Origin of the sequence: Yokenella regensburgei (assembly GCF_051486985.1) — a bacterium.
In the GTDB taxonomy this organism is placed as follows: Bacteria; Pseudomonadota; Gammaproteobacteria; order Enterobacterales; family Enterobacteriaceae; genus CBFFRJ01.
The window spans coordinates 51,821-73,210 of sequence record NZ_JAHVDV010000027.1; the positions used below are offsets into that span (position 1 = coordinate 51,821).

The window sequence follows — 21,390 nt, forward strand, 5'->3', positions numbered from 1 at the left end:
GGCTGTTGACCTCATTCGCAGCAACATGGTTTGACAGGTCAGGATACAAGGTGTTCGTGCGTCTATCTCTGTCGGTTAGGGATAAAAAAAGGGCCTTACGGCCCTTTTAACGGTTGGTCTTGAATTTATCAGAACGTTTCCCAGTTATCGCCGCCGCCTGCGGTGGCCGGGCGCTGGGGGGTAAAGGTTTTGCCAGGTGCGGATGGCGCACGTTCAATGCGTTGTGCGCTGGAGGTATTGACGCGGAACGCGCCTACGGCTTCGGTAAGACGAGCCGCCTGCTCTTCCAGTGAGCTTGCCGCCGCCGTTGCTTCTTCCACCAGCGAGGCATTCTGCTGCGTCACGTTATCCATTTCCGTAATGGCCTGGCTTACCTGCGTGATGCCTTTGCTCTGCTCATCCGAAGCAGCGGCAATTTCCAGCATAATATCGGTAACGCGTTTTACCGCCGTCACGATCTCATCCATGGTTTCACCTGCCGCCAGCACTTCGTTGGATCCTTTCCCAATCAGATTCACCGACTCGCTGATCAAGGCTTCAATCTCTTTCGCCGCCTGACCGCTGCGACTTGCCAGGTTACGTACTTCGCTTGCCACCACCGCAAACCCGCGCCCCTGCTCACCGGCACGCGCCGCTTCAACCGCCGCGTTCAGCGCCAGGATGTTGGTCTGGAAAGCAATACTGTTAATGACTGCGGTGATTTCGGAAATTTTCTTCGAGCTGGTGGTGATATTGCTCATGGTTTGCACCACGCCATCGACAATTTCTCCCCCTTTCACAGCTTTACCGGAGGCATCACGCGCCAGGCTGCTGGCGTGGTGCGCATTGTCGGCATTCTGTTTCACGGTTGCGGTGAGCTGCTCCATGCTGGCAGCCGTCTGCTCGATAGCGGCAGCCTGCTGTTCAGTACGGGAAGAGAGATCCGTATTACCTGCTGAAATCTCGCTGGTGCCACGGTAAATTTCATCGGCACCATCGCGCACGGTGGAGACCGTTTTCACCAGCGACTGCTGCATCGCCTGCAAGTCCTGGGTCAGACGGCCAATTTCACTGCGACCTGCCGCTTCTTCAGCAACGGTCAGATCGCCCGCGGCGATTTTCTCAATGCGCAGTGCCGCGCGTTGCAATGGATTAATCACCACACGACGCAGAACCATAAAGGTGATGAGGGTTAGCACCAGAGCGACGGCAAAGGCAATGACCATAAAGACCAGGCCCAGCTGGGTGCGGGAGTGAGCATCCGCGCTGAGCTGGCTTGCCCGCTCGGTACGGATCTTAATGGCTTTTAGCAGGACTTCGTTATACGAGGCATCCTGTACGCGCGCTTGCTCATTTTCATGATTAATGATCGCTTCAAACATGCCGTTTTTGGCATATTTCAGCATCGGTTGCATGCCGTCGACATAGGCATTAAAGCGGGTGGTCAGTTCGGCATCCAGCGCCGTATCTTCCGGCGTTTTAACCGCCCGGTCCATATAGGCTTTGAAACCCTCTTTTGACTGCCCGATGCGTTTTTCCGCATCAGCAATGTTCTTTTTCATCTCTTCCATTTCGGCAATGCGGCTGGCCGCACCGGCATGGATCAGGCTAATACGTGCAATTCGTAAATTATTAGAGCTGTTAGACAACCCCATGCGAACCTGCATCTCCTGGGTCAAATCCTGCTGATCCGTATCCGCCTGAATCAGAAAGTACCCTGCCAATCCCGAACTCAACGCAAACAACAACAAAATACCACTTAAAATTGCTGCAAATAGGGGAACCAACCGAATATTGTGCATAAATCCAATGCCTTGCGTTCTGAGCATCGCTGCTGTTTTATCCATGGCTTTCGACTCTCTTATAGTAAGAAGCGTAAAACACGCCTGTAAAAACGGTATCGGCAATTGTGGGAGTTTAGTTACAGGTAAAAACGCCAGACAGGTCACAGATTGGAACATTAAGACGCCAGCGGTGATCACCGCTGGCGGTTAAATCATTTATCGCCGAAATGAATTACGGTGCGGATAGACTTACCTTCGTGCATCAAATCGAATGCTTCGTTGATCTGATCCAGCGGCAGGCGGTGGGTAATAAAGGGGTCAAGATCGATTTTCCCCGTCATTGCATCTTCGACCATGCCCGGTAACTGAGTGCGTCCCTTCACGCCGCCGAATGCAGAACCGCGCCATACGCGACCGGTCACCAGCTGGAATGGACGGGTTTTGATCTCCTGTCCTGCGCCAGCAACACCGATAATCACGCTCTCACCCCACCCTTTGTGGCAGCACTCAAGCGCAGCACGCATAACATTCACATTACCAATACATTCGAAGCTGAAATCGACGCCGCCGTCGGTCAGTTCAACGATGACATCCTGCACCGGTTTCTCGTAGTCTTTCGGGTTAACGAAATCGGTCGCCCCCATTTCCCCTGCCAGCTTAAATTTCTCCGGGTTGGTGTCGACCGCGATGATACGGCCCGCCTTCGCCTGGACTGCACCCTGGATAACAGCAAGACCGATACCGCCGAGGCCGAACACCGCAACGGTGTCACCCTCTTTGACCTTCGCCGTATTGTGAACCGCACCAATACCGGTGGTCACGCCACAGCCCAGCAGGCAGACTTTGTCGAGTGGCGCCTGTGGATTGACTTTCGCCAGTGAAATTTCAGCCACCACGGTGTACTCACTGAAAGTACTGGTGCCCATGTAGTGGTAAATGGGTTCGCCGTTGTAAGAAAAACGGGTGGTGCCATCTGGCATCAGTCCTTTCCCCTGGGTGGCGCGAACGGCCTGGCAGAGGTTGGTTTTACCGGATTTACAGAACTTACATTCGCGACATTCAGCGGTGTAGAGCGGAATAACATGATCGCCAACGCTCAGGCTGGTGACGCCTTCACCGACCTCTACCACCACTCCACCGCCTTCATGGCCCAGCACCGCCGGGAACACCCCTTCAGGATCGTCGCCGGACAGCGTAAATGCGTCGGTATGGCACACGCCGGTATGGGTGATGCGAACCAGCACTTCGCCTTTTTTCGGTGGCGCGACATCGATCTCAACAATTTTGAGCGGTTGGCCCGGCCCGAAAGCTACTGCAGCACGTGATTTCATCAGACGTTTCCTTTTTATGTGTACGTAAGTTTTATTTTAGATAAGCGCGTAAAAGATGACCGACTTCCGCCATGCGCAGCGCACGCTGTTCGGGCGTGGTCTCCCCTGCGACCAGTTCATCTTTTAAGTGAATTTCAACCATCTCCCCCATCAGACCGTTTGACGCACCGCGAACGGCGGCGATCTGCTGCAAAATGGCGATGCAAGGGTCGCCGTTTTCCAGCGCCCGTTCTAACGCATCAACCTGCCCGCGGATACGACGAACCCGGGTAAGAATGCGTTTTTTATCTTCAGGTGAATGTGGCATTTTCGCTCCCATTGATACTATAGGGGGGTATGGTACATGAATTTCTCATCACATGTAAAAAAAGAACGTACATTTCGTAAAATCTGTCGCCTTTAACGCGCCGACGGCAGATCCGTAAAACGTGTCGTATAGCGGGGGCTCAGCATCTCTCTTTTCATCTGCCACGGCTGCTGAATGCCCTGCCCGGCAAAATAGAGCGTCCCTTTTCCACGTTTTTCATTGAGCGAATCGAGAAGTGTCATCAACGTCTCACTGTTGGCGCGCGGCGTGAGCTCATCAAATAAGTTAAGTTGCGCCACGCCGTGGCTAAAGAAATCGCCGAGCATGACCCCCGCTTTCTGATAACGATGGCCTTCCCGCCAGATGCTTTCCAGGCAGCGTATTGCTGCCTGGATAATGTCGCGCGTGTCCTGCGTAGGCGTGAGGAGGTGTACCGAGCCGCTGTTACCGTAATAGGGCTCGTCAGGGGCAAAGGGTGAGGTTTTTACAAATGTGGAAACAAAGCGACAGTACTGACGCTCCTTACGCAACTTTTCTGCCGCGCGCGTGGCGTGGGAGCAGATAGCCTGGCGCATATGCTCATACTCCGACACACGATCGCCAAAGCTGCGGCTGCATACAATCTCTTGTTTATTGGGTATGACCTCTTCCAGTTCAAGACAGGGCTCACCGCGTAGCTCCCGAATGGTTCTCTCCAGCACCACGTTAAAATGTTTGCGAATTACCCAGGTGCTTTGTTCGGAGAGGTCGAGCGCAGTTTTTATCCCCATCGCGTTCAGCTTTTTGGTAATACGTCGCCCGACGCCCCAGACCTCTTCAACCGGAAGAAGTGCCATCAGCCTGCGCTGGCGCTCCACGTTCGACAGATCAACCACCCCGCCCGTCTGACGCAGCCATTTTTTTGCCGCATGATTTGCAAGCTTAGCCAGCGTCTTGGTTGGCGCAATGCCGACTCCGATGCGCAAATGCGTACGCTTAAGCACCGTATCACGCAGTTCCTCCCCGAACGTCTGTAGCACCCGGCAATTACGGACGCCAGTGAGGTCACAAAATGCCTCATCAATAGAGTAAATCTCCACGCGTGGCGCCATCTCTTCGAGCGTCGTCATCACCCGGTGACTCATATCGGCGTAGAGCTCGTAATTACTGGAAAAGGCAACCACGTTATGCTGCCTGAAGGCCTCTTTTTGTTTGAAGTACGGCGCGCCCATAATGATGAAGGGTTTCGCTTCTGCGCTACGCGCGATAACACAGCCATCGTTATTGGAGAGCACAACCACGGGGCGACCTTTTAAATCGGGCCGGAACACCGTCTCGCACGATGCGTAAAATGAATTTACATCACACAAAGCAAACATATCAGCGGGTCGCTTTAACGATGAAAGTCACCACCCCAAAAATATCGAGCGTATCTTCATGACTGATAACAATAGGCCGGTAAGCGCTGTTCATGGGATTAAGTTGAATACGGGGGCGCAGCTGGAGCATTTTTACGGTGAATTCGCCATCTACGGCAGCGATGACAATATCGCCATGCTCTCCCGTACGCGCACTGTCGACTATCAACAGGTCACCGTCTGAAATACCGGCGTCTGTCATGCTGTCGCCCGCTGCTTTAACAAAATATGTGGAAGAAGGATGCTGAATCAGTAAGGCATTTAAATCGATGCGTTGTTCTACATAATCGGCTGCCGGGGACGGAAAACCGCACTGGACAAGATCGCTGAAAAGCGGAATGGCGGTTACCACATGCAACTCTGCGGGTCTGAAAAACTCCATACGTCACCTCCTGAAATAATTACTGTTTTTATATACAGTAGTTTTCTCCGGCGCGATGATCAAGATACCGTTGCGCTTGTTTCTGAACATGAAATACCCGTTTTGCCTTAAAGCAGTGGCTGATGAGCGGGTTAGAGGAAGTGTAAATTTTGCCTTGAGCGGTTTAATTGCTTATTTCATGGGCAGAAAGGAGGCGTCTGCGCTTGATGCTGTATGTATTTACAGTATACTTGTACCAGGTTTTTTATCTGGTCTGGAGACGGTTATGTTCGTGGAACTGGTTTACGATAAACGCAATTTTGCAGGCTTGCCAGACGCAAAGGAGCGCATTTTAGCCGAATTAACAAAACGCATCGGCCGTATTTTCCCGGACGCCGAAGTACGGGTTAAGCCGATGGTGACGCTGCCATCCATTAATACCGATGCCAGCAAACATGAGAAAGAGCAGATCAGCCGTACCGTGCAGGAGATGTTTGAAGAAGCCGATATGTGGCTGGCGGTGGATGAGTAAAACGGATTGGGCGTGCGCAGGTAAAGAGGCCGGACGCCCGATAGTAAATCTGTTTAACAGAACGTTATAGTTTGAAATCCAGCGTGGCAACTTTGATTTGCTCGTAGACCTCTGTTGAGGGCGGAGCCGGAAGCTGCGCGTGTTTCATCGCTGATATTAACACTGGGCATAAACCCGGATCTCCGCTGATAGCCTGAACATCCTTGAGCGAGCCATCGGGATTCAGCTTAATGTGCAAACTACATGTTTTCCCTTCCCTGTCGTCGACATCGACCATTTGTTGTGTAACCGCACGGTGTATCTGCGAGAGATATTTGATGAGTTCCGCATTTGAGTCTTGTGCAGACATGCCCGTTATTATGTCGTCTGCCTCGTTACGGGGGTGAGAATTTACTTTTGTACAGCCCGACAGCAACAACGTCGCAATAAAAAATAGTCCAGCACATGTGTAGTCTGACCTGGTGAAAATCGTTGTCAGCATTATTTTGCTTCACCTTCTTTCGGTATTATAAAAGACATCTTCCCATGATGAACCCCAGGTTTTCCTGGTTCGAATTTGCAACGCTTGACTGCCCGGTCAACCTCTTTAAAAAAAACCTCATCGCCTTTCAGTGACATTGAGTAGACCTCTCCTTTTGCATTGACCCATGCCTGGTATTCCACTGCACCTGAAATATTTAGTGCACGCGCTTTAACAGGCATCAACGGTAGAGGGCAATCGAGAAGAACAGGTTTTTGTTCATTCGCTATTGCGGTTCCGGCAAGCAGCAAAGCGGTGTAGATTAATACCCCTTTTTTCATAAACTGATTCATCCTGTTGTTTTGGTTAAATGTTAAAACAAAAATTCGACATAGACGTTGATCAAACCAATCCTCAAATCCGTTTCATGTCACAATAGAAAAAATAACGTAAGGACATTTTATGATCGCCTTTACTCCCCTTACAGCTGCCACTTTTCAGGGCTTTGTGGATTATTTCGTGCCCGACTACGCCGCAGAAATTGTTACCAGCTATCAGCTCAGTGAAACCGAGGCATTGGCCCATGCCAGGCAGGAAATAGAGAACAGTTTTCCGCTGGCAGAAAACACGCCGGGTCAGACGCTGCTTTGCATTACACAGCAGGAAAATAACCGCGAAATGCATATTGGTTACCTGTGGTACAAAACCAATGCGCTGCAAAAATCCGTTTTTATTAATGAGTTTTATCTCTTTGCGCCGTTTCGCAATAAGGGCCTCGGGCGTAAAGCGTTAATTGCACTTGAAGAGAGGCTAAAGCATGAGGGATGTCATCAAATTCAGCTGCGCGTTGCCGGTGATAACGCACAAGCCCGGCACGTTTATGAAACCAGTGGCTTCAGAGTCACGGGCGTGAATATGAATAAAGTGCTGTGATAAGCGTGGCGATGGGAGGTGTTACCCCGGCAAGAACGGTTACGTCATCCTTGAGTCACCTGAAAGACCACGCGCGGTCTCACCAGGGTAACGTGTTCTGCTGCCTGGTGTTGGCGAATTGAGCAGAACACGTTGAAATCCTATACCACTGAAAGGATTAATCAAATAAAAATAATTTATCGATCGACAAAACCGATCGGCAGATCACTTTTTGATCAAACCCATACCCGACAGCCATATGCCATCGGGTAAGCGATCAGCGCTTCAGCGGTTGTCCGGCCGTTTCCCGTGCGCGCAAAACGGTCAGGAAGGTAATCAGTGCGGCCCCCATTACATAGTATGCCGGGGAGAATTTGTCGCCCGTGGCGGTAATAAGCCAGACGGAGAACCACGGCGTTATGCCACCAAAGAAGGCAACCGCAAAGTTATAGGCAATGGATAATCCGCCGTAGCGCACGCTGGTGGGAAACAGTTCCGCCATTGCCGCACTGCAGGCACCATCAAAAGCGGCTATAAATGCGCCTAACATCACCATCGCCAGCACCGCCGAGAGCATATCGCCTCTCGCCATCAGCATCATTGCCGGGTAGCTCAGCAGAATAAAGCCCGCACACCCTGCCAGCATCAGCGGCTTCCGGCCAAACTTATCGGACAGTAGCCCCATAAACGGCACCAGTACCGCCACCGAAAACAGGCCAATGGTGGTGATGGCATAGGAGTCCAGCTTCGAATAATGCAGTTCGGTCGAGAGATAGCCCGGCATAAAGGTTTGCAGCGTCCAGTGGCCAACCGCCTTGATCACCACAAAACCCACGCAGAACAGCAGAGCCGCCCAGGCGCGGGTGACCGCAGAACGCAGCGGTGTGGCATCGGTTTTTCCTTGCTGTTGGGCTTCAAGAAACTCCGGTGAATCCTCCAGATGTTTTCGCAGGTAGAGCCCAACCCAACCGAGCGGGCCGGCAATCAGAAACGGAATGCGCCATCCCCAGTCGTTCATGGTGCTCTCACCCAGCGTGGCGGTAAGCAGGAAAACCAGCCCGGAACCGGCGACAAAGGCCATAAATCCGAAGTTATCGATCCAGCAGGTGAAATAGCCGCGTTTATGCGTCGGGGCATATTCCGCCAGATAGGTGGTCGCACCGGAGCTTTCGCCCCCTGCGGCGAATCCCTGCACCAGACGGGTTATCACCAACAGCACCGTAGCCGTAATGCCTATCTGATGATACGTTGGCAACAGCCCCATCACAAAGGTGGCGCCCGATGTCAGTAAAATCACCGTTGCCAGGACTTTTTGCCGCCCTTTTCTGTCGCCCAGCGAGCCAAAATAGAGGCCCCCCAGCGGCCGCATAATAAAACCCGCGCCAAAGACAGCGAACGATGAAAGTAACGCCACGCTGGGATTTTCAGCATGAAAAAACTGTAAGCCGATAATGGCAGCGAGCGTGCCGTACAAACCGAAATCAAACCATTCGACAAAATGGCCCACGCCGGTGGCAAGTAAAACCTTCCGTAATTTACGCGACGCAGTGACCCCTTCTGGCTGGACCGTCTGTTCGAGAGATTGCTGTGCAGGCTGTGACATAGCCCCTCCATTGATGACAGTGTTTCTATAATAGATATACTGTCAGTGCGAATTTCGCACAGCAGCTAACATCCAAAGTGTGATAACCGCCCTGCTTTAAACGTAAAATATTCATCACGGTCACATTTTCCGCCAGCGATGGGATGTAGCGCAGTGTAGCGTTAAACCCGTCCGCTTTCTTCACAACGCGAAGAAAACGGGGTGACTGGCCTTAGCACGGGCATAAAAAAACCCTGCCAGGGCAGGGTCTTATCACTACAAATAGCGCATCAGCGACGCGCACGCACAATCTGGTATTTGCGCGTCAGGTACTCTACTGGCGCACTCCAGATATGCACCAGGCGTGAGAACGGGAAGAGTACAAACAGCGTCATCCCCAGTACAAGGTGCATACGGAAGATAAAGGCCACGCCGTCGAGATGCGCGGAGGCCCCGCCGTGGAAGGTCACGACAGATTGTGCCCAGCCAACCAGCTTCATCATCTCGCTACCGTCCATATGCTGAGCAGAGAATGGAATGGTCAACAGCCCCAACGTACATTGCAACATCAGCAGCGCCATAATCAGGATATCAGCAGTCGTTGAGGTAGCACGAATACGTGGGTTAAACAGGCGGCGCTTAAGTAACATTACGCCACCAACCAGCGTCAACACGCCGCTGGCACCCCCTGCAAACATTGCCATTTTCTGCTTAATCTCAATCGGCAGGAAAGATTCGTACATCCAGTGTGGCGTCAACATACCCAGCGCGTGACCGGCGAAAATACCCAGGATGCCGATGTGGAAAAGGTTGGACCACAGGGTCATGCCTTTTCGATCCAGCATCTGGCTGGAACCCGCACGCCAGCTGTACTGGCCGTAGTCATAACGCAGCCAGCTACCGACCAGGAAGACAGTCCCTGCAAGATACGGGTAGATATCAAAGAAGAACATATTCAGGAAGTGCATTATTGCTGTCCTCCGGTTGTGATATTCAGATATTGCGGAGCCACGGCACCGGCAAAACGGCGCTGGTGGCTGGTGATTTCAGACTCACCACACCCCTGTTCAGCGAAGAATTTCACCTGCTCTTCTTCCCACACCGCATCAAGCGCCTGCGGCGTATCGTCACGCGCTTCATCGGCAATCTTTTCGGCCACTTTCTGGCTGTCGATGACCGTGTCAGCCAGGGCCAGCAGGGCATCAAACAGCACGGCATACTGACTTTGACGCTGCTGTAAACGGGCACTGAGCAGAGCCAGAATCGGTGCGATATCCTGCAAACCGCCCAAGGCCTCTTCGGCAGGTAACTGCGCCAGATACTCCAGGTACAGCGGCAGATGATCCGGTAACTCACGGCTGTCCAGCTCCAGGCCGTGCTGTTCATATTGACCGAGCAGGTCGACCATCGCCTGACCGCGGTCACGGGACTCACCGTGCACGTGCTCGAACAACAGCAGCGACGTGGCGCGCCCACGATCAAAGAGCTCGCTGTAGGCCGACTGCGCATCCAGCAGATCCTGATTCACTAAATCGCGCAGGAATACGGTTAACGCTGAACGATGCGCTTTTGGCAAATGTTCGGCTGACGCAAGCGCATCGAAGCACGCCTGTTGATGCTGCCATAAGGCAGCATCGGGGTATTCCAGTAAACGGGAAACAATCACCAGTTCAATCATGGGTGTGGCTCCGTTTTCACTGTGACATCCACCGCATCAATACGGCGACTGTTGAACAGATTGAATTTGGTATCCGAACCGTGGCAGCCATCACCGAAGGTAAAGCCACAACCGCTTTTCTCCGGGAAGGCGTCACGGGCCAGTTCGCGGTGGCTGCTTGGAACCACGAAACGATCTTCGTAGTTGGCAATCGCCAGGTAACGGTACATCTCCTGCGCCTGCGCTTCGGTTAAGCCCACCTCTTCCAGCGCACGGGTGTCGATTTTGCCGTCAACGGTTTCAGTGCTTTTGTAGTGACGCATCGCCAGCATACGTTTCAGCGCCAGCAGTACCGGTGCGGTGTCACCGGCGGTCAGCAGGTTCGCCAGATACTGTACCGGGATACGCAGGCTGTCCACGTCAGGCAGAATGCCGTTGCTGCCAAGCTCACCCGCATCGGCCGCAGACTGAATCGGTGACAGCGGTGGTACATACCAGACCATCGGCAGTGTGCGGTATTCCGGGTGCAGCGGCAGCGCCAGCTTCCAGTCCATCGCCATTTTGTAAACCGGCGACTGCTGGGCCGCGTCAATTACGCTTAACGGAATTCCGTCTTTAAGGGCCTGTTCGATCACTTTCGGGTCGTTCGGGTTGAGGAACACGTCCAGCTGACGCTGGTACAGGTCTTTCTCATTTTCGGTACTTGCCGCATTTTCAATAGCATCTGCGTCATACAGCAGCACGCCAAGGTAACGAATACGGCCCACGCAGGTTTCGGAACAGACGGTCGGCTGACCGGCTTCGATACGCGGATAGCAGAAGATACACTTCTCAGACTTGCCGCTCTTCCAGTTAAAGTAGATTTTTTTGTACGGGCAACCGGTGATGCACATGCGCCAGCCGCGGCATTTGTCCTGATCGATCAGCACAATGCCGTCTTCTTCACGTTTGTAAATCGCACCGCTCGGGCAGGTCGCCACGCACGCCGGGTTAAGGCAGTGCTCGCACAGACGCGGCAGGTACATCATGAAAGTGTTTTCAAACTGGCCGTACATCGCCTTCTGCATGTTTTCGAAGTTTTTGTCTTTCGACAGCTTCTCAAACTCGCCGCCCAGGTCATCTTCCCAGTTCGGACCATACTTGATCTTGTCCATACGCTGACCGGTTATCAGCGAACGCGGACGAGCAATCGGCTGGTGCTTACTGTCAGCCGGTGCGTTGTGCAGTGTCTGGTAGTCAAAATCAAACGGCTCGTAGTAATCGTCAATTTCCGGCATATGCGGGTTGGCGAAGATTTTGCCCAGAAGCCAGGCACGGTTACCCATACGCGGCTGCAGCTTGCCATTAATTTTGCGGATCCAACCGCCCTTCCACTTCTCCTGGTTTTCCCAGTCAGTCGGAAAGCCCGTTCCCGGTTTGGTTTCCACGTTGTTAAACCACGCGTATTCCATCCCTTCACGGCTGGTCCAGACGTTTTTACAGGTGACGGAACAGGTGTGGCAGCCGATGCATTTGTCGAGGTTGAGCACCATGCCGACTTGTGAACGAATTTTCATTTTGCGCTCTCCTGTACCTGGTCATTGCCTTCGCCGTCCAGCCAGTTAATGTTCTTCATCTTACGTACCACCACAAACTCATCGCGGTTGGAGCCAACCGTACCGTAGTAGTTAAAGCCATAGGCCAGTTGCGCATAGCCGCCGATCATATGGGTCGGTTTCGGGGTAATACGGGTAACAGAGTTGTGAATACCCCCGCGCTGCTCGGTAATTTCTGACCCAGGAATATTCACGATACGTTCCTGCGCGTGATACATCATCGTCATCCCGGCCGGGACGCGCTGACTTACAACCGCACGCGCGGTCAGTGCCCCGTTGCTGTTGAAGACTTCAATCCAGTCGTTATCCACGATACCCAGATCTCTGGCATCGGCTTCGCTCATCCAGACAATCGGGCCACCACGACCCAGGGTCAGCATCAGCAGGTTGTCGCTGTAGGTTGAGTGAATCCCCCACTTCTGATGCGGCGTCAGGAAGTTGAGCGCTTTTTCCGGATTGCCGTTGGACTTCTCGCCCATAACGGCGGTTACCGAACGGGTGTCGATGGGCGGACGGTAAACCAGCAGGCTTTCGCCAAAATCACGCATCCACTGGTGATCCTGATATAACTGCTGGCGGCCTGAGATAGTGCGCCACGGAATAAGCTCATGAACGTTGGTATAACCGGCGTTGTAAGAGACATGCTCATCTTCAAGACCAGACCATGTCGGGCTGGAGATGATTTTGCGCGGCTGTGCCTGGATATCACGGAAGCGGATTTTTTCCTCTTCTTTATTGGTTGCCAGGTGCGTATGGTCGCGGCCCGTAAATTCGCTGAGCGCCGCCCAGGCTTTTACGGCCACGTGGCCGTTGGTTTCCGGGGCGAGGGTCAGGATCATCTCTGCCGCATCAATCGCCGTATTCAGCATCGGCTGGCCTTTCGCCGGACCCTCTGCTTTGCTGTAGTTGAGCTTGCGCAGCAGATCCATTTCGCTCTGGGTATTCCAGGCAATGCCTTTACCACCGTTGCCGATTTTCTCCATCAGCGGTCCAATCGAGGTAAAGCGCTCCCAGGTAGCCGGGTAGTCACGTTCAACCTGAATCAGATGCGGCGCCGTCACGCCCGGAATCAGGTCACATTCGCCTTTTTTCCAGTCTTTAACGTCAAACGGCTGGGCAAGTTCAGCGGCGGAGTCGTGCTGAATCGGCAGCGTGACCAGGTCCGTCTCTTTACCCAGATGGCCCACGCACACTTCGGAGAATTTTTTGGCGATGGCTTTATAGATTTCCCAGTCGCTTTTCGACTCCCAGGCCGGGTCAACCGCGGCAGACAGCGGATGAATAAACGGATGCATATCCGAGGTATTCATGTCGTCTTTTTCGTACCATGTGGCGGTCGGCAGCACGATGTCGGAATAGAGGCAGGTGCTTGACAGGCGGAAGTCCAGCGTCACCACCAGATCCAGTTTTCCGTCAAGGCCGTTATCTTTCCACTCCACCTCTTCCGGTTTCACACCACCCTGTTTGCCCAGATCTTTGCCCTGGATACCGTGCTCAGTGCCGAGCAGATACTTCAGCATGTACTCGTGGCCCTTGCCGGACGACCCCAGCAGGTTAGAACGCCAGATAAACAGGTTGCGCGGGTGGTTTTTGCCGTTTTCCGGCCGTTCTGCCGCGAAGTGCATGGAGCCGTCTTTCAGGGATTTGACGGTGTAGTCAACGGCACTCATGCCCGCTTTTTTCGCCTCTTCGGCAATACGTAGCGGGTTTGTACCCAGCTGCGGTGCAGACGGCAGCCAGCCCATACGCTCTGCGCGCACGTTAAAGTCGAGCAGATGACCGGTGTAGCGCGATTTGTCCGCCAGCGGCGAAAGGAGCTCCTGCGCGGTAACGGTTTCATAACGCCACTGGCTGGAGTGGTTATAGAAGTAAGAAGTACTGTTCATGTGACGCGCCGGACGCTGCCAGTCAAGAGCAAACGCCAGCGGCTGCCAGCCGGTCTGAGGACGCAGTTTTTCCTGACCGACATAGTGTGCCCAACCGCCGCCACTCTGACCGATACAACCGCAGAACACCAGCATGTTGATGATCCCACGGTAGTTCATATCGAGGTGATACCAGTGGTTCATACCGGCACCAATGATCACCATTGAACGACCGTGGGTTTTATCCGCATTATCCGCAAACTCACGCGCCGTGCGGATAATGTTGGCGGCAGATACGCCGGTGATTTTCTCAGCCCAGGCCGGGGTATAGGCTTTGATTTCGTTGTAGCTTGTGGCGCAATTTTCATCGCCCAGACCGCGTTCCAGACCATAGTTGGCCAGCGTCAGGTCATAGACGGTGGTCACCAGGGCAGTGCTGCCGTCAGCCAGTTGCAGTCGCTTAACCGGCAGCTTGTGCAGCAAGACATTTTCCAGTTCAACTTTGCTGAAATGTTCGGTGCTGTCACCGCCAAAATAGGGGAAACCTACGCTGGCGATGTCATCGTGGCTGCCAAGCAGACTCAGTTGCAGCTCAGCCTCAGCGCCCGTTGTGCCGTCACGCTGTTCGAGGTTCCACTTGCCCTTCTCCCCCCAACGGAAGCCAATAGAGCCGTTCGGGGCGATCATCTCGCCTGTGTCGGTACAGGCGACGGTTTTCCACTGCGGGTTGTTGTCCTGACCGAGCGCATCCACCAGGTCCGATGCTCGCAGCATACGGCCTGCAGCATAGTAACCTTCACGCTCTTCGAGCATCACCAGCATCGGCATGTCGGTATAACGACGGACATAATCAGTGAAGTACTGGCTTGGGTTATCCAGATGGAATTCACGCAGCATGACGTGGCCCATCGCCAGCGCCATCGCCGCGTCAGTACCCTGCTTTGGTGCCAGCCACAAATCGCAAAGCTTAGCGATTTCAGCGTAATCCGGGGTTACCGCGACGGTTTTGGTACCTTTGTAGCGAACTTCGGTGAAGAAGTGCGCGTCCGGGGTACGGGTCTGCGGTACGTTGGAGCCCCAGGCGATAATGTAGCTGGAGTTGTACCAGTCGGCGGATTCCGGTACATCAGTCTGCTCGCCCCAGGTTTGCGGAGAGGCTGGCGGCAGGTCGCAATACCAGTCGTAGAAGCTCAGGCAGGTGCCGCCAATCAGCGACAGGTAACGTGCGCCGGAGGCATAAGAAACCATCGACATCGCCGGGATGGGCGAGAAGCCGGCGACACGGTCCGGGCCGTAGGTTTTGATGGTATAGACGTTAGAAGCGGCAATCAGCTCATTCACTTCCTGCCAGCTTGAGCGCACGAAACCGCCACGACCACGGGCCTGCTTAAAGCTTTTGGCTTTCTCTGCGTCTTCAATGATTGAGGCCCAGGCGTTGACCGGATCAGGATGTGCCACTTTTGCTTCACGCCACATTTTCATCAGACGTTTACGCATCAGCGGGTATTTCAGGCGATTCGCGCTGTAAAGATACCAGGAGTAGCTGGCGCCACGCGGGCAGCCACGCGGCTCATGGTTTGGCATGTCCGGACGGGTGCGTGGGTAGTCGGTCTGCTGGGTTTCCCAGGTCACCAGACCATTTTTCACATAGATTTTCCAGCTGCATGAACCGGTGCAGTTAACGCCGTGGGTAGAACGGACAATCTTGTCATGCTGCCAGCGGCTTCGGTATCCATCCTCCCAATCCCGGTTTGTTTCGAGAAGCTGGCCATGCCCATCGGCAAAGGTGTCGCCCTTCTGTTTGAAGTAGCGAAACCGGTCCAGGAATTTACTCATCGGGTCTCTCCTGTTTGGAGCCTGACGGCTCTCTGATAAATCGACATTGCTGCAATGGCTGCGAAAGTAACGCTATGAAAGGTGGTAAGAATTGATGACGATCAAGACGGACTGGCTTGTTCTGGCGGGTGCAAAATCAACCTACCCCCAAAGGGGGATAAATAACCAGCAGTTAAACTAATGATAAATAACGTTTATAATTAATTCCCTGCAAACAAAAAGGAATAAAACCTGCCAGGGAGGTATTAAGGGGTAGTTTCCCTGCTGAACGTCAGTGCGCACGGTGCTTCATGACCGGTATCACACATTAGGATGTTGTAACTAATATACGCGTAAAAAAAAGCGCGGCAGAACACCGCGCAAGGATAATCAACAGTAACTTACTTTTTATTGGAATGTCGGCCATACACGAACCAGGTGATCACCACACAGGCTACGTAGAATACAAGGAACACTTTCATTGCCCCGGCCGGTGAACCGGTCAGTGCCAGCGATGTGCCGAACGCTTTAGGAATGAAGAACCCACCGATAGCGCCAATCGCTGAGATAAAGCCCAGAGCTGCTGCCGTTTCGGTCGCCGCTTCACGCAAGGCAGTGGCTTCACTGCCCCCGGAATTTTTCACCCGTTCCAGCGTCATCTTACGGAAGTTCACCGAGATCATCTGGAAGGTCGAACCACTGCCCAACCCGGCGGTCAGGAACAGCATCAGGAAGACGCCGAAGAAGGCGATAAAATTACCGCCCACGCCATTGGTTGGCAGCGTCAGGAACAGCAAGGCACTAAAGATTGCCATCAGCACAAAGTTCACCAGCGTAACACGGGTGCCACCCAGACGGTCCGACAGCGCCCCGCCCGCTGAACGCGCCAGGGCACCAATCAACGGACCAAAGAAGGCGTAATGCATAATGACCACATCAGGAAACTGGGTTTTAGAGAGCATGGCAAACCCGGCAGAAAAACCAATAAAAGAACCGAAAGTGGCGAGGTACAGAAAGCTCATGATCCACATGTGCTTACGTTTGAGCACCGGTAACTGCGCGCGCAGTGAGGCTTTCGAGGTCGCCAGTTCGTTCATGCCAAACCAGGCGGCGAGCGTAAACACGGCCAGGAACGGCACCCACACCCATGCGGCGTTAGCGAGATAAATCATGCTACCGTCTGGCTGAGCAACGCCGGTTGCGCCAAAAAAGGCAAAAAGGGAGAACGAAATCGCCAGCGGCGCGAGCAATTGCATGACGCTGACGCCGAGATTACCGAAGCCACCATTAATGCCGAGCGCACTGCCCTGCTTCTCTTTCGGGAAGAAGAAGCTGATGTTCGCCATGCTGGAGGCAAAATTAGCCCCGGCAAAGCCGCACAGCAGGGCAATAATAATAAAGGTGCTGAAGGGCGTGGAGGTATCTTCAACAGCAAAACCGAGCCAGACACAAGGTATGATCAAAATACCGGTACTGAACGCCGTCCAGCGGCGACCGCCAAACACGGGCACCATAAAGGAGTAAGGTACGCGCAGCAGCGCTCCAGAAACCGAGGGTAAAGCCGTTAACATAAAGAGTTGGTCAGTGGAGAACCGGAAGCCGACTTTGTTCAGGTTTACTGCGACAGCACTGAATAACATCCATACACAGAACGCCAGCAGCAGACAGGGGACGGAAATCCACAGGTTGCGGCTGGCAACGCCGTTGCCCTGTTGCTGCCAGAACGCCGGGTCCTCAGGACGCCAGTCGGAAATGACCCGATCGGTTGCCCTTTGCGGGGTAGTAGAGTGGCTCATAGACACCTCTGATTATTGATTCGACGCCTGCCACCATAGTTTTTACCGCGCAACTTAAGTTGATATAAATCAAAGGAAAAGTTCACGATATATTGGCCAAAAAAACATCATGCTCACTTATGAGTAGGTGAAAGTGTTAAAAAAAGTGTGGTTTTTCACGGTGCTGGGCGCACCCGCAAAAACCCTACTCGTTTTGTTGAAAAGCCTGACGATAAAGAGGTAATCCTTTTGGGGTATGGGTATACCCCAGGCGATGGCAGACAATGCAGTTCATTCTCATCTCGCCAGCCGGAGCCCCGCCTCTTATGCTTAAACGCCGCTTTACACCGCTGACCCTGGTCAATCAGGTTGCGCTGATCATGCTACTTTCCACGGTTATTGGGGTGGCGGGAATGGGCATTTCCGGCTGGCTGGTGCAAGGGGTGCAGGGCAGCGCACATGCCATCAATAAAGCCGGCTCGTTGCGAATGCAAAGCTACCGCCTGCTGGCCGCCATCCCGTTACGGGAAGAGGATAAACCGCTGCTGCGTGAGATGGAGGAGACTGCATTTAGCCACGAACTGGCCGATGCTGCCGCGCGTGATGGCCAGCAAGCCCAGCTCCACGCCCTGCAACAATACTGGCGTAATGAGGTCGCTCCGGCCCTGCAACAGGCAACAGAGCCCAGAGCTGTCTCTGCCGAAATTGCTACCTACGTTAACCGTATTGACAGGCTCGTTACCGCCTTCGATCACAGCACTGAGCGGCGGGTGTCACATGTGGTCATCCTCCACCGGGTCATGGCGATTTTACTGGGGCTGATTTTGCTGTTTACCATTATCTGGCTGCGGGCCCGCCTGCTCTGGCCCTGGCAGCAACTGCTGAATATGGCGCGCGCCGTCAGTCAGCGCGACTTCCTCCAGCGGGCCAATATCAGCGGGCGCAATGAAATGGCGACGCTGGGTGCGGCGCTGAATAATATGTCAGCAGAGCTGGCAGAGAGCTATGCGGTGCTGGAGCAGCGGGTGAAAGAGAAGACCGCCGGGCTTGAGCAGAAAAATGAGATCCTCTCCTTCCTCTGGCAGGCTAATCATCGGTTACATTCGCGCATCCCGCTTTGTGAGCGTCTCTCGCCCGTACTGAACGGATTGCAGAACCTTACGCTGCTGCATGATATCGAACTGCGGGTGTACGACATGGAAGATGAAGAAAATCATCAGGAATTTACCTGCCAGTCCAACGCCAGCTGTGATGATAAAGGCTGCCATTTATGCCCCCGTGGCAAGCCTTTGCCGCCAACAAACGGCGGCACGACGCTGAAGTGGCGACTGGCGGATGCTCATACCCAGTACGGGCTGCTGCTGGCACAACTACCGCCGGGCCGCCATCTTAGCCACGATCAGCAACAACTGGTGGATACGCTGGTAGAACAGCTTACTGCAACCCTGGCGCTGGACAGGCACCAGGAACGCCAGCAGCAACTTATGGTGATGGAAGAGCGGGCGACCATCGCGCGTGAACTGCATGACTCCATTGCACAGTCGCTTTCCTGTATGAAAATGCAGGTCAGTTGCCTGCAGATGCAGGGGCAGGATCTGCCGGAGAACAGCCAGCAACTGCTCGGGCAGATCCGCACCGAACTCAACACTTCATGGGCACAGTTGCGTGAGCTGCTCACCACGTTCCGTTTACAGTTGACGGAACCGGGTTTGCGCCCGGCGCTGGAAGCGAGCTGCCTTGAGTACAGCGCCCGATTTGGTTTTCAGGTCAAACTGGATTATCAGCTTCCCCCTCGCCTCGTGCCTTCGCATCAGGCGATACATCTGCTGCAGATTGCCCGTGAAGCATTAAGTAATTCACTGAAACATTCTGGGGCCAGCGAGGTAACCGTCTCAGTGACACACCAGGAAAAACGCGTAGTATTGCGGGTCAGTGATAACGGCTGCGGCGTGCCGGAAAATGCCGAGCGAACCAACCATTATGGATTAATTATCATGCGCGACCGTGCGCAGAGCTTACGTGGTGATTGCCAGGTGCGACGCAGAGAGTCCGGCGGCACCGATGTGATTGTCACGTTTATCCCCGAAAATCTTCTCTCACCAGTGCAAGGAGATAACTATGACTAACCAGGAACCGGCCACCATTCTTTTGATTGACGACCATCCGATGTTGCGTACCGGCGTAAAACAACTCATCAGCATGTCGCCAGAGATAACCGTGGTAGGTGAAGCCAGCAACGGTGAGCAGGGTATTGAACTGGCCGAGGCGCTTGATCCGGATCTGATTCTGCTGGATCTCAATATGCCGGGGATGAACGGTCTGGAGACCCTCGACAAGCTGCGTGAAAAATCGCTGTCAGGTCGCGTGGTGGTCTTTAGTGTTTCCAATCACGAAGAGGATGTGGTGACCGCGCTGAAACGGGGCGCTGACGGTTATCTGCTAAAGGATATGGAGCCGGAAGATCTGCTTAAAGCGCTGCAACAAGCCGCTGCGGGCGAAATGGTATTAAGCGAAGCGCTGACCCCGGTGCTGGCCGCGAGCCTGCGAGCTAACCGTTCAGCGTCGGATCGAGATGTCAGCCAGCTTACGCCGCGCGAGCGCGACATTCTGAAACTGATTGCTCAGGGGCTGCCGAACAAGATGATTGCCCGCCGCCTGGACATCACCGAGAGTACCGTGAAGGTGCACGTAAAACATATGCTGAAAAAAATGCGCCTGAAATCGCGTGTGGAAGCGGCGGTATGGGTGCATCAGGATCGTATTTTCTGATTCAGTATGTCTACGCTTCTCAGTAGCTGTAACAGGGTACTTGCCGCCTGTTCCCCCTCACCCCCACCCTCTCCCCGGTGGGGCGAGGGAGAAAAGCGAGCCGCTGTCAGAAATTTAGCATCGTGGTGAACAGGAATATGACAGAAGGCGGAGTGTTCCGTTCACCTTACGTGTCGTGTGCCTCTGATGCCGCGCCACTTGTGAATAGCATCGCGGTGAACCGCAATATGTAACGCAGGCGGAATGTTCCGTTCACCTTACGTACTGTGTTTCTCTGTTGCCTATCCACACGCGAACAGCCATCGTAGTGAACAGAAATATGTAACGCAGCCGGAGTGTTCCGTTCACCTTACGTACCGTATTCCTCTGATGCCACTCCACCCGTGAACGTGCAAGGGAGGCTCGCCGCCGCCTCCCTTGCAACCCGGGCTCCCGGCAAGGAAAATCGCCGCTTCGCGGTCCATGCGCCTTATTCCGTCTGACTGTCGGGTCGGGGACCAGCCTGCGTCCCTGCAGGCTATCCCCTCCCCCCGCTTCCCTGCGGGCGGACCCGGTCAGCCGTCAACGCCGCATCGATTTTCAGCCGGACCACAACACCCTCGCTGCGAGAAAGTGCTCGGAAGATAGAACGGTTTCGCTGTCTGCCCGGTAAAATCCTGCAGCAATTATTTTCTTCATATGATTTCAGGCTTACCGCGAGGGGGTTGAGTCCCCGCTGAAACCGGCGAGCCGGAGGCCGGAAGACAAGGACTGGACGCCAGGGAGGGCGGACGGAGGTTTGTCGAGCCAGGACGGCGAGTCAAACCGGCCGCAGGCTGAAGGCCGGGAGGTGAGCGCAGTGCGCAGCACCGGTTTCGGTGCGGGGCCGCGGGGATTGCAAAGGGGGCCCCGGTGGCCCCCTTTGCACGTTCACGGGTGACTGTTTCGGCATGTTCTGCAGGTCTGGAGGTGAACGTAACACACCTCAGCGCCGCCCGTTTCCCCTCACCCCGACCCTCTCCCCGGAGGGGCGAGGGAGAAAAGCGAGCCGCTGTCAGGAATTTAGCATCGTGGTGAACAGGAATATGACAGGAAGGCGGAGCGTTCCGTTCACCTTGCGTACTGTGTTTCTCTGATGCCACTCCTCCCGTGAACGTGCAAGGGAGGCTCGCCGCCGCCTCCCTTGCAACCCGGGCTCCCGGCAAGGAAAATCGCCGCTTCGCGGCATTATTCGCCCCATCCCTGGGGCTCACCCCTTCGGGGCTGGCGCAGGCGCTATTCAAAATTGCT

The 21,390-nt window shown here is 54.1% G+C and carries 17 protein-coding genes; 4 read left to right on the forward strand and 13 right to left on the reverse strand.

What is annotated here, in order from left to right; genetic code table 11:
* Positions 1-128 precede the first annotated feature (128 nt).
* From KXR87_RS17660 to KXR87_RS17680, 5 genes are all read right to left on the reverse strand, one after another.
* Complete coding sequence (locus KXR87_RS17660; RefSeq protein WP_437433519.1) at positions 129-1,826, reverse strand: methyl-accepting chemotaxis protein; 1,698 nt, start codon at positions 1,824-1,826, stop codon at positions 129-131.
* 149 nt (positions 1,827-1,975) lie between these two features.
* Entirely contained in the window at positions 1,976-3,094 is a 1,119-nt protein-coding gene (locus KXR87_RS17665; protein WP_437433520.1) for an S-(hydroxymethyl)glutathione dehydrogenase/class III alcohol dehydrogenase, read from the reverse strand.
* A 31-nt stretch (positions 3,095-3,125) separates the two neighbouring features.
* Entirely contained in the window at positions 3,126-3,401 is a 276-nt protein-coding gene (locus tag KXR87_RS17670) for a metal/formaldehyde-sensitive transcriptional repressor (RefSeq protein WP_437433521.1), read from the reverse strand.
* A 92-nt stretch (positions 3,402-3,493) separates the two neighbouring features.
* Positions 3,494-4,759, reverse strand: a complete 1,266-nt coding sequence (locus KXR87_RS17675; RefSeq protein WP_437433522.1) for a Y-family DNA polymerase — start codon at positions 4,757-4,759, stop codon at positions 3,494-3,496.
* A 1-nt stretch (position 4,760) separates the two neighbouring features.
* Positions 4,761-5,180, reverse strand: coding sequence for a translesion error-prone DNA polymerase V autoproteolytic subunit (locus KXR87_RS17680; RefSeq protein ID WP_437433523.1), 420 nt, complete (start codon positions 5,178-5,180; stop codon positions 4,761-4,763).
* A gap of 265 nt (positions 5,181-5,445) precedes the next feature.
* Between KXR87_RS17680 and KXR87_RS17685 the strand changes: the two genes are divergently transcribed.
* A complete protein-coding gene (locus KXR87_RS17685; RefSeq protein ID WP_437433524.1) occupies positions 5,446-5,691 on the forward strand; it encodes a DinI-like family protein in 246 nt (81 codons plus the stop codon).
* 64 nt (positions 5,692-5,755) lie between these two features.
* On the opposite strand, the gene tolA is transcribed toward KXR87_RS17685, so the two are convergent.
* Positions 5,756-6,172, reverse strand: coding sequence for a cell envelope integrity protein TolA (gene tolA / locus KXR87_RS17690; protein ID WP_437433525.1), 417 nt, complete (start codon positions 6,170-6,172; stop codon positions 5,756-5,758).
* The gene (locus KXR87_RS17695) at positions 6,172-6,492 is read right to left on the reverse strand and encodes an energy transducer TonB (RefSeq protein WP_437433526.1); all 321 of its coding nucleotides are present in this window, start codon (positions 6,490-6,492) and stop codon (positions 6,172-6,174) included. Before KXR87_RS17695 ends, tolA begins: the two co-directional genes overlap by 1 nt.
* Before the next feature lie 121 nt (positions 6,493-6,613).
* Here KXR87_RS17695 and KXR87_RS17700 point away from each other — a divergent pair, with 121 nt between their 5' ends.
* Positions 6,614-7,084 (forward strand): GNAT family N-acetyltransferase, encoded by a 471-nt coding sequence (locus KXR87_RS17700; RefSeq protein WP_437433527.1) that lies wholly within the window; start codon positions 6,614-6,616, stop codon positions 7,082-7,084.
* 256 nt (positions 7,085-7,340) lie between these two features.
* Here the strand turns inward: KXR87_RS17700 and KXR87_RS17705 are convergent, their stop codons facing one another.
* From KXR87_RS17705 to KXR87_RS17730, 6 genes are all read right to left on the reverse strand, one after another.
* Positions 7,341-8,666: an MFS transporter gene (locus tag KXR87_RS17705; RefSeq protein WP_437433528.1), complete on the reverse strand. Its 1,326-nt coding sequence runs from the start codon at positions 8,664-8,666 to the stop codon at positions 7,341-7,343.
* 269 nt (positions 8,667-8,935) lie between these two features.
* Positions 8,936-9,613: a respiratory nitrate reductase subunit gamma gene (gene narI, locus KXR87_RS17710; RefSeq protein WP_437433529.1), complete on the reverse strand. Its 678-nt coding sequence runs from the start codon at positions 9,611-9,613 to the stop codon at positions 8,936-8,938.
* The gene (gene narJ, locus KXR87_RS17715) at positions 9,613-10,323 is read right to left on the reverse strand and encodes a nitrate reductase molybdenum cofactor assembly chaperone (protein WP_437433530.1); all 711 of its coding nucleotides are present in this window, start codon (positions 10,321-10,323) and stop codon (positions 9,613-9,615) included. The genes narI and narJ overlap by 1 nt, the downstream gene beginning before the upstream one ends.
* The gene (gene narH, locus KXR87_RS17720) at positions 10,320-11,858 is read right to left on the reverse strand and encodes a nitrate reductase subunit beta (protein ID WP_437433531.1); all 1,539 of its coding nucleotides are present in this window, start codon (positions 11,856-11,858) and stop codon (positions 10,320-10,322) included. The genes narJ and narH overlap by 4 nt, the downstream gene beginning before the upstream one ends.
* Positions 11,855-15,598 (reverse strand): nitrate reductase subunit alpha, encoded by a 3,744-nt coding sequence (locus tag KXR87_RS17725; protein ID WP_437433532.1) that lies wholly within the window; start codon positions 15,596-15,598, stop codon positions 11,855-11,857. The genes narH and KXR87_RS17725 overlap by 4 nt, the downstream gene beginning before the upstream one ends.
* A gap of 380 nt (positions 15,599-15,978) precedes the next feature.
* Positions 15,979-17,373, reverse strand: coding sequence for a NarK family nitrate/nitrite MFS transporter (locus tag KXR87_RS17730; protein WP_437433533.1), 1,395 nt, complete (start codon positions 17,371-17,373; stop codon positions 15,979-15,981).
* Between the two features lie 305 nt (positions 17,374-17,678).
* On the opposite strand from KXR87_RS17730, the gene narX reads away from it, so the two are divergent.
* A complete protein-coding gene (narX, locus tag KXR87_RS17735; protein WP_437433534.1) occupies positions 17,679-19,478 on the forward strand; it encodes a nitrate/nitrite two-component system sensor histidine kinase NarX in 1,800 nt (599 codons plus the stop codon).
* Positions 19,471-20,121 (forward strand): two-component system response regulator NarL, encoded by a 651-nt coding sequence (gene narL, locus KXR87_RS17740; protein WP_437433535.1) that lies wholly within the window; start codon positions 19,471-19,473, stop codon positions 20,119-20,121. Before narX ends, narL begins: the two co-directional genes overlap by 8 nt.
* Positions 20,122-21,390 lie beyond the last annotated feature (1,269 nt).

Bases quoted from the DNA above. Each gene is read 5' to 3' on its own strand.
- narL (WP_437433535.1), top strand. From the start codon at position 19,471: ATGACTAACCAGGAACCGGCCACCATTCTTTTGATTGACGACCATCCG.
- KXR87_RS17705 (WP_437433528.1), bottom strand. From the start codon at position 8,666: ATGTCACAGCCTGCACAGCAATCTCTCGAACAGACGGTCCAGCCAGAA.
- KXR87_RS17700 (WP_437433527.1), top strand. From the start codon at position 6,614: ATGATCGCCTTTACTCCCCTTACAGCTGCCACTTTTCAGGGCTTTGTG.
- KXR87_RS17730 (WP_437433533.1), bottom strand. From the start codon at position 17,373: ATGAGCCACTCTACTACCCCGCAAAGGGCAACCGATCGGGTCATTTCC.
- KXR87_RS17660 (WP_437433519.1), bottom strand. From the start codon at position 1,826: ATGGATAAAACAGCAGCGATGCTCAGAACGCAAGGCATTGGATTTATG.
- KXR87_RS17680 (WP_437433523.1), bottom strand. From the start codon at position 5,180: ATGGAGTTTTTCAGACCCGCAGAGTTGCATGTGGTAACCGCCATTCCG.
- tolA (WP_437433525.1), bottom strand. From the start codon at position 6,172: ATGCTGACAACGATTTTCACCAGGTCAGACTACACATGTGCTGGACTA.
- narI (WP_437433529.1), bottom strand. From the start codon at position 9,613: ATGCACTTCCTGAATATGTTCTTCTTTGATATCTACCCGTATCTTGCA.
- KXR87_RS17695 (WP_437433526.1), bottom strand. From the start codon at position 6,492: ATGAAAAAAGGGGTATTAATCTACACCGCTTTGCTGCTTGCCGGAACC.
- narJ (WP_437433530.1), bottom strand. From the start codon at position 10,323: ATGATTGAACTGGTGATTGTTTCCCGTTTACTGGAATACCCCGATGCT.
- KXR87_RS17670 (WP_437433521.1), bottom strand. From the start codon at position 3,401: ATGCCACATTCACCTGAAGATAAAAAACGCATTCTTACCCGGGTTCGT.
- KXR87_RS17665 (WP_437433520.1), bottom strand. From the start codon at position 3,094: ATGAAATCACGTGCTGCAGTAGCTTTCGGGCCGGGCCAACCGCTCAAA.
- KXR87_RS17675 (WP_437433522.1), bottom strand. From the start codon at position 4,759: ATGTTTGCTTTGTGTGATGTAAATTCATTTTACGCATCGTGCGAGACG.
- narH (WP_437433531.1), bottom strand. From the start codon at position 11,858: ATGAAAATTCGTTCACAAGTCGGCATGGTGCTCAACCTCGACAAATGC.
- KXR87_RS17685 (WP_437433524.1), top strand. From the start codon at position 5,446: ATGTTCGTGGAACTGGTTTACGATAAACGCAATTTTGCAGGCTTGCCA.
- narX (WP_437433534.1), top strand. From the start codon at position 17,679: ATGCTTAAACGCCGCTTTACACCGCTGACCCTGGTCAATCAGGTTGCG.
- KXR87_RS17725 (WP_437433532.1), bottom strand. From the start codon at position 15,598: ATGAGTAAATTCCTGGACCGGTTTCGCTACTTCAAACAGAAGGGCGAC.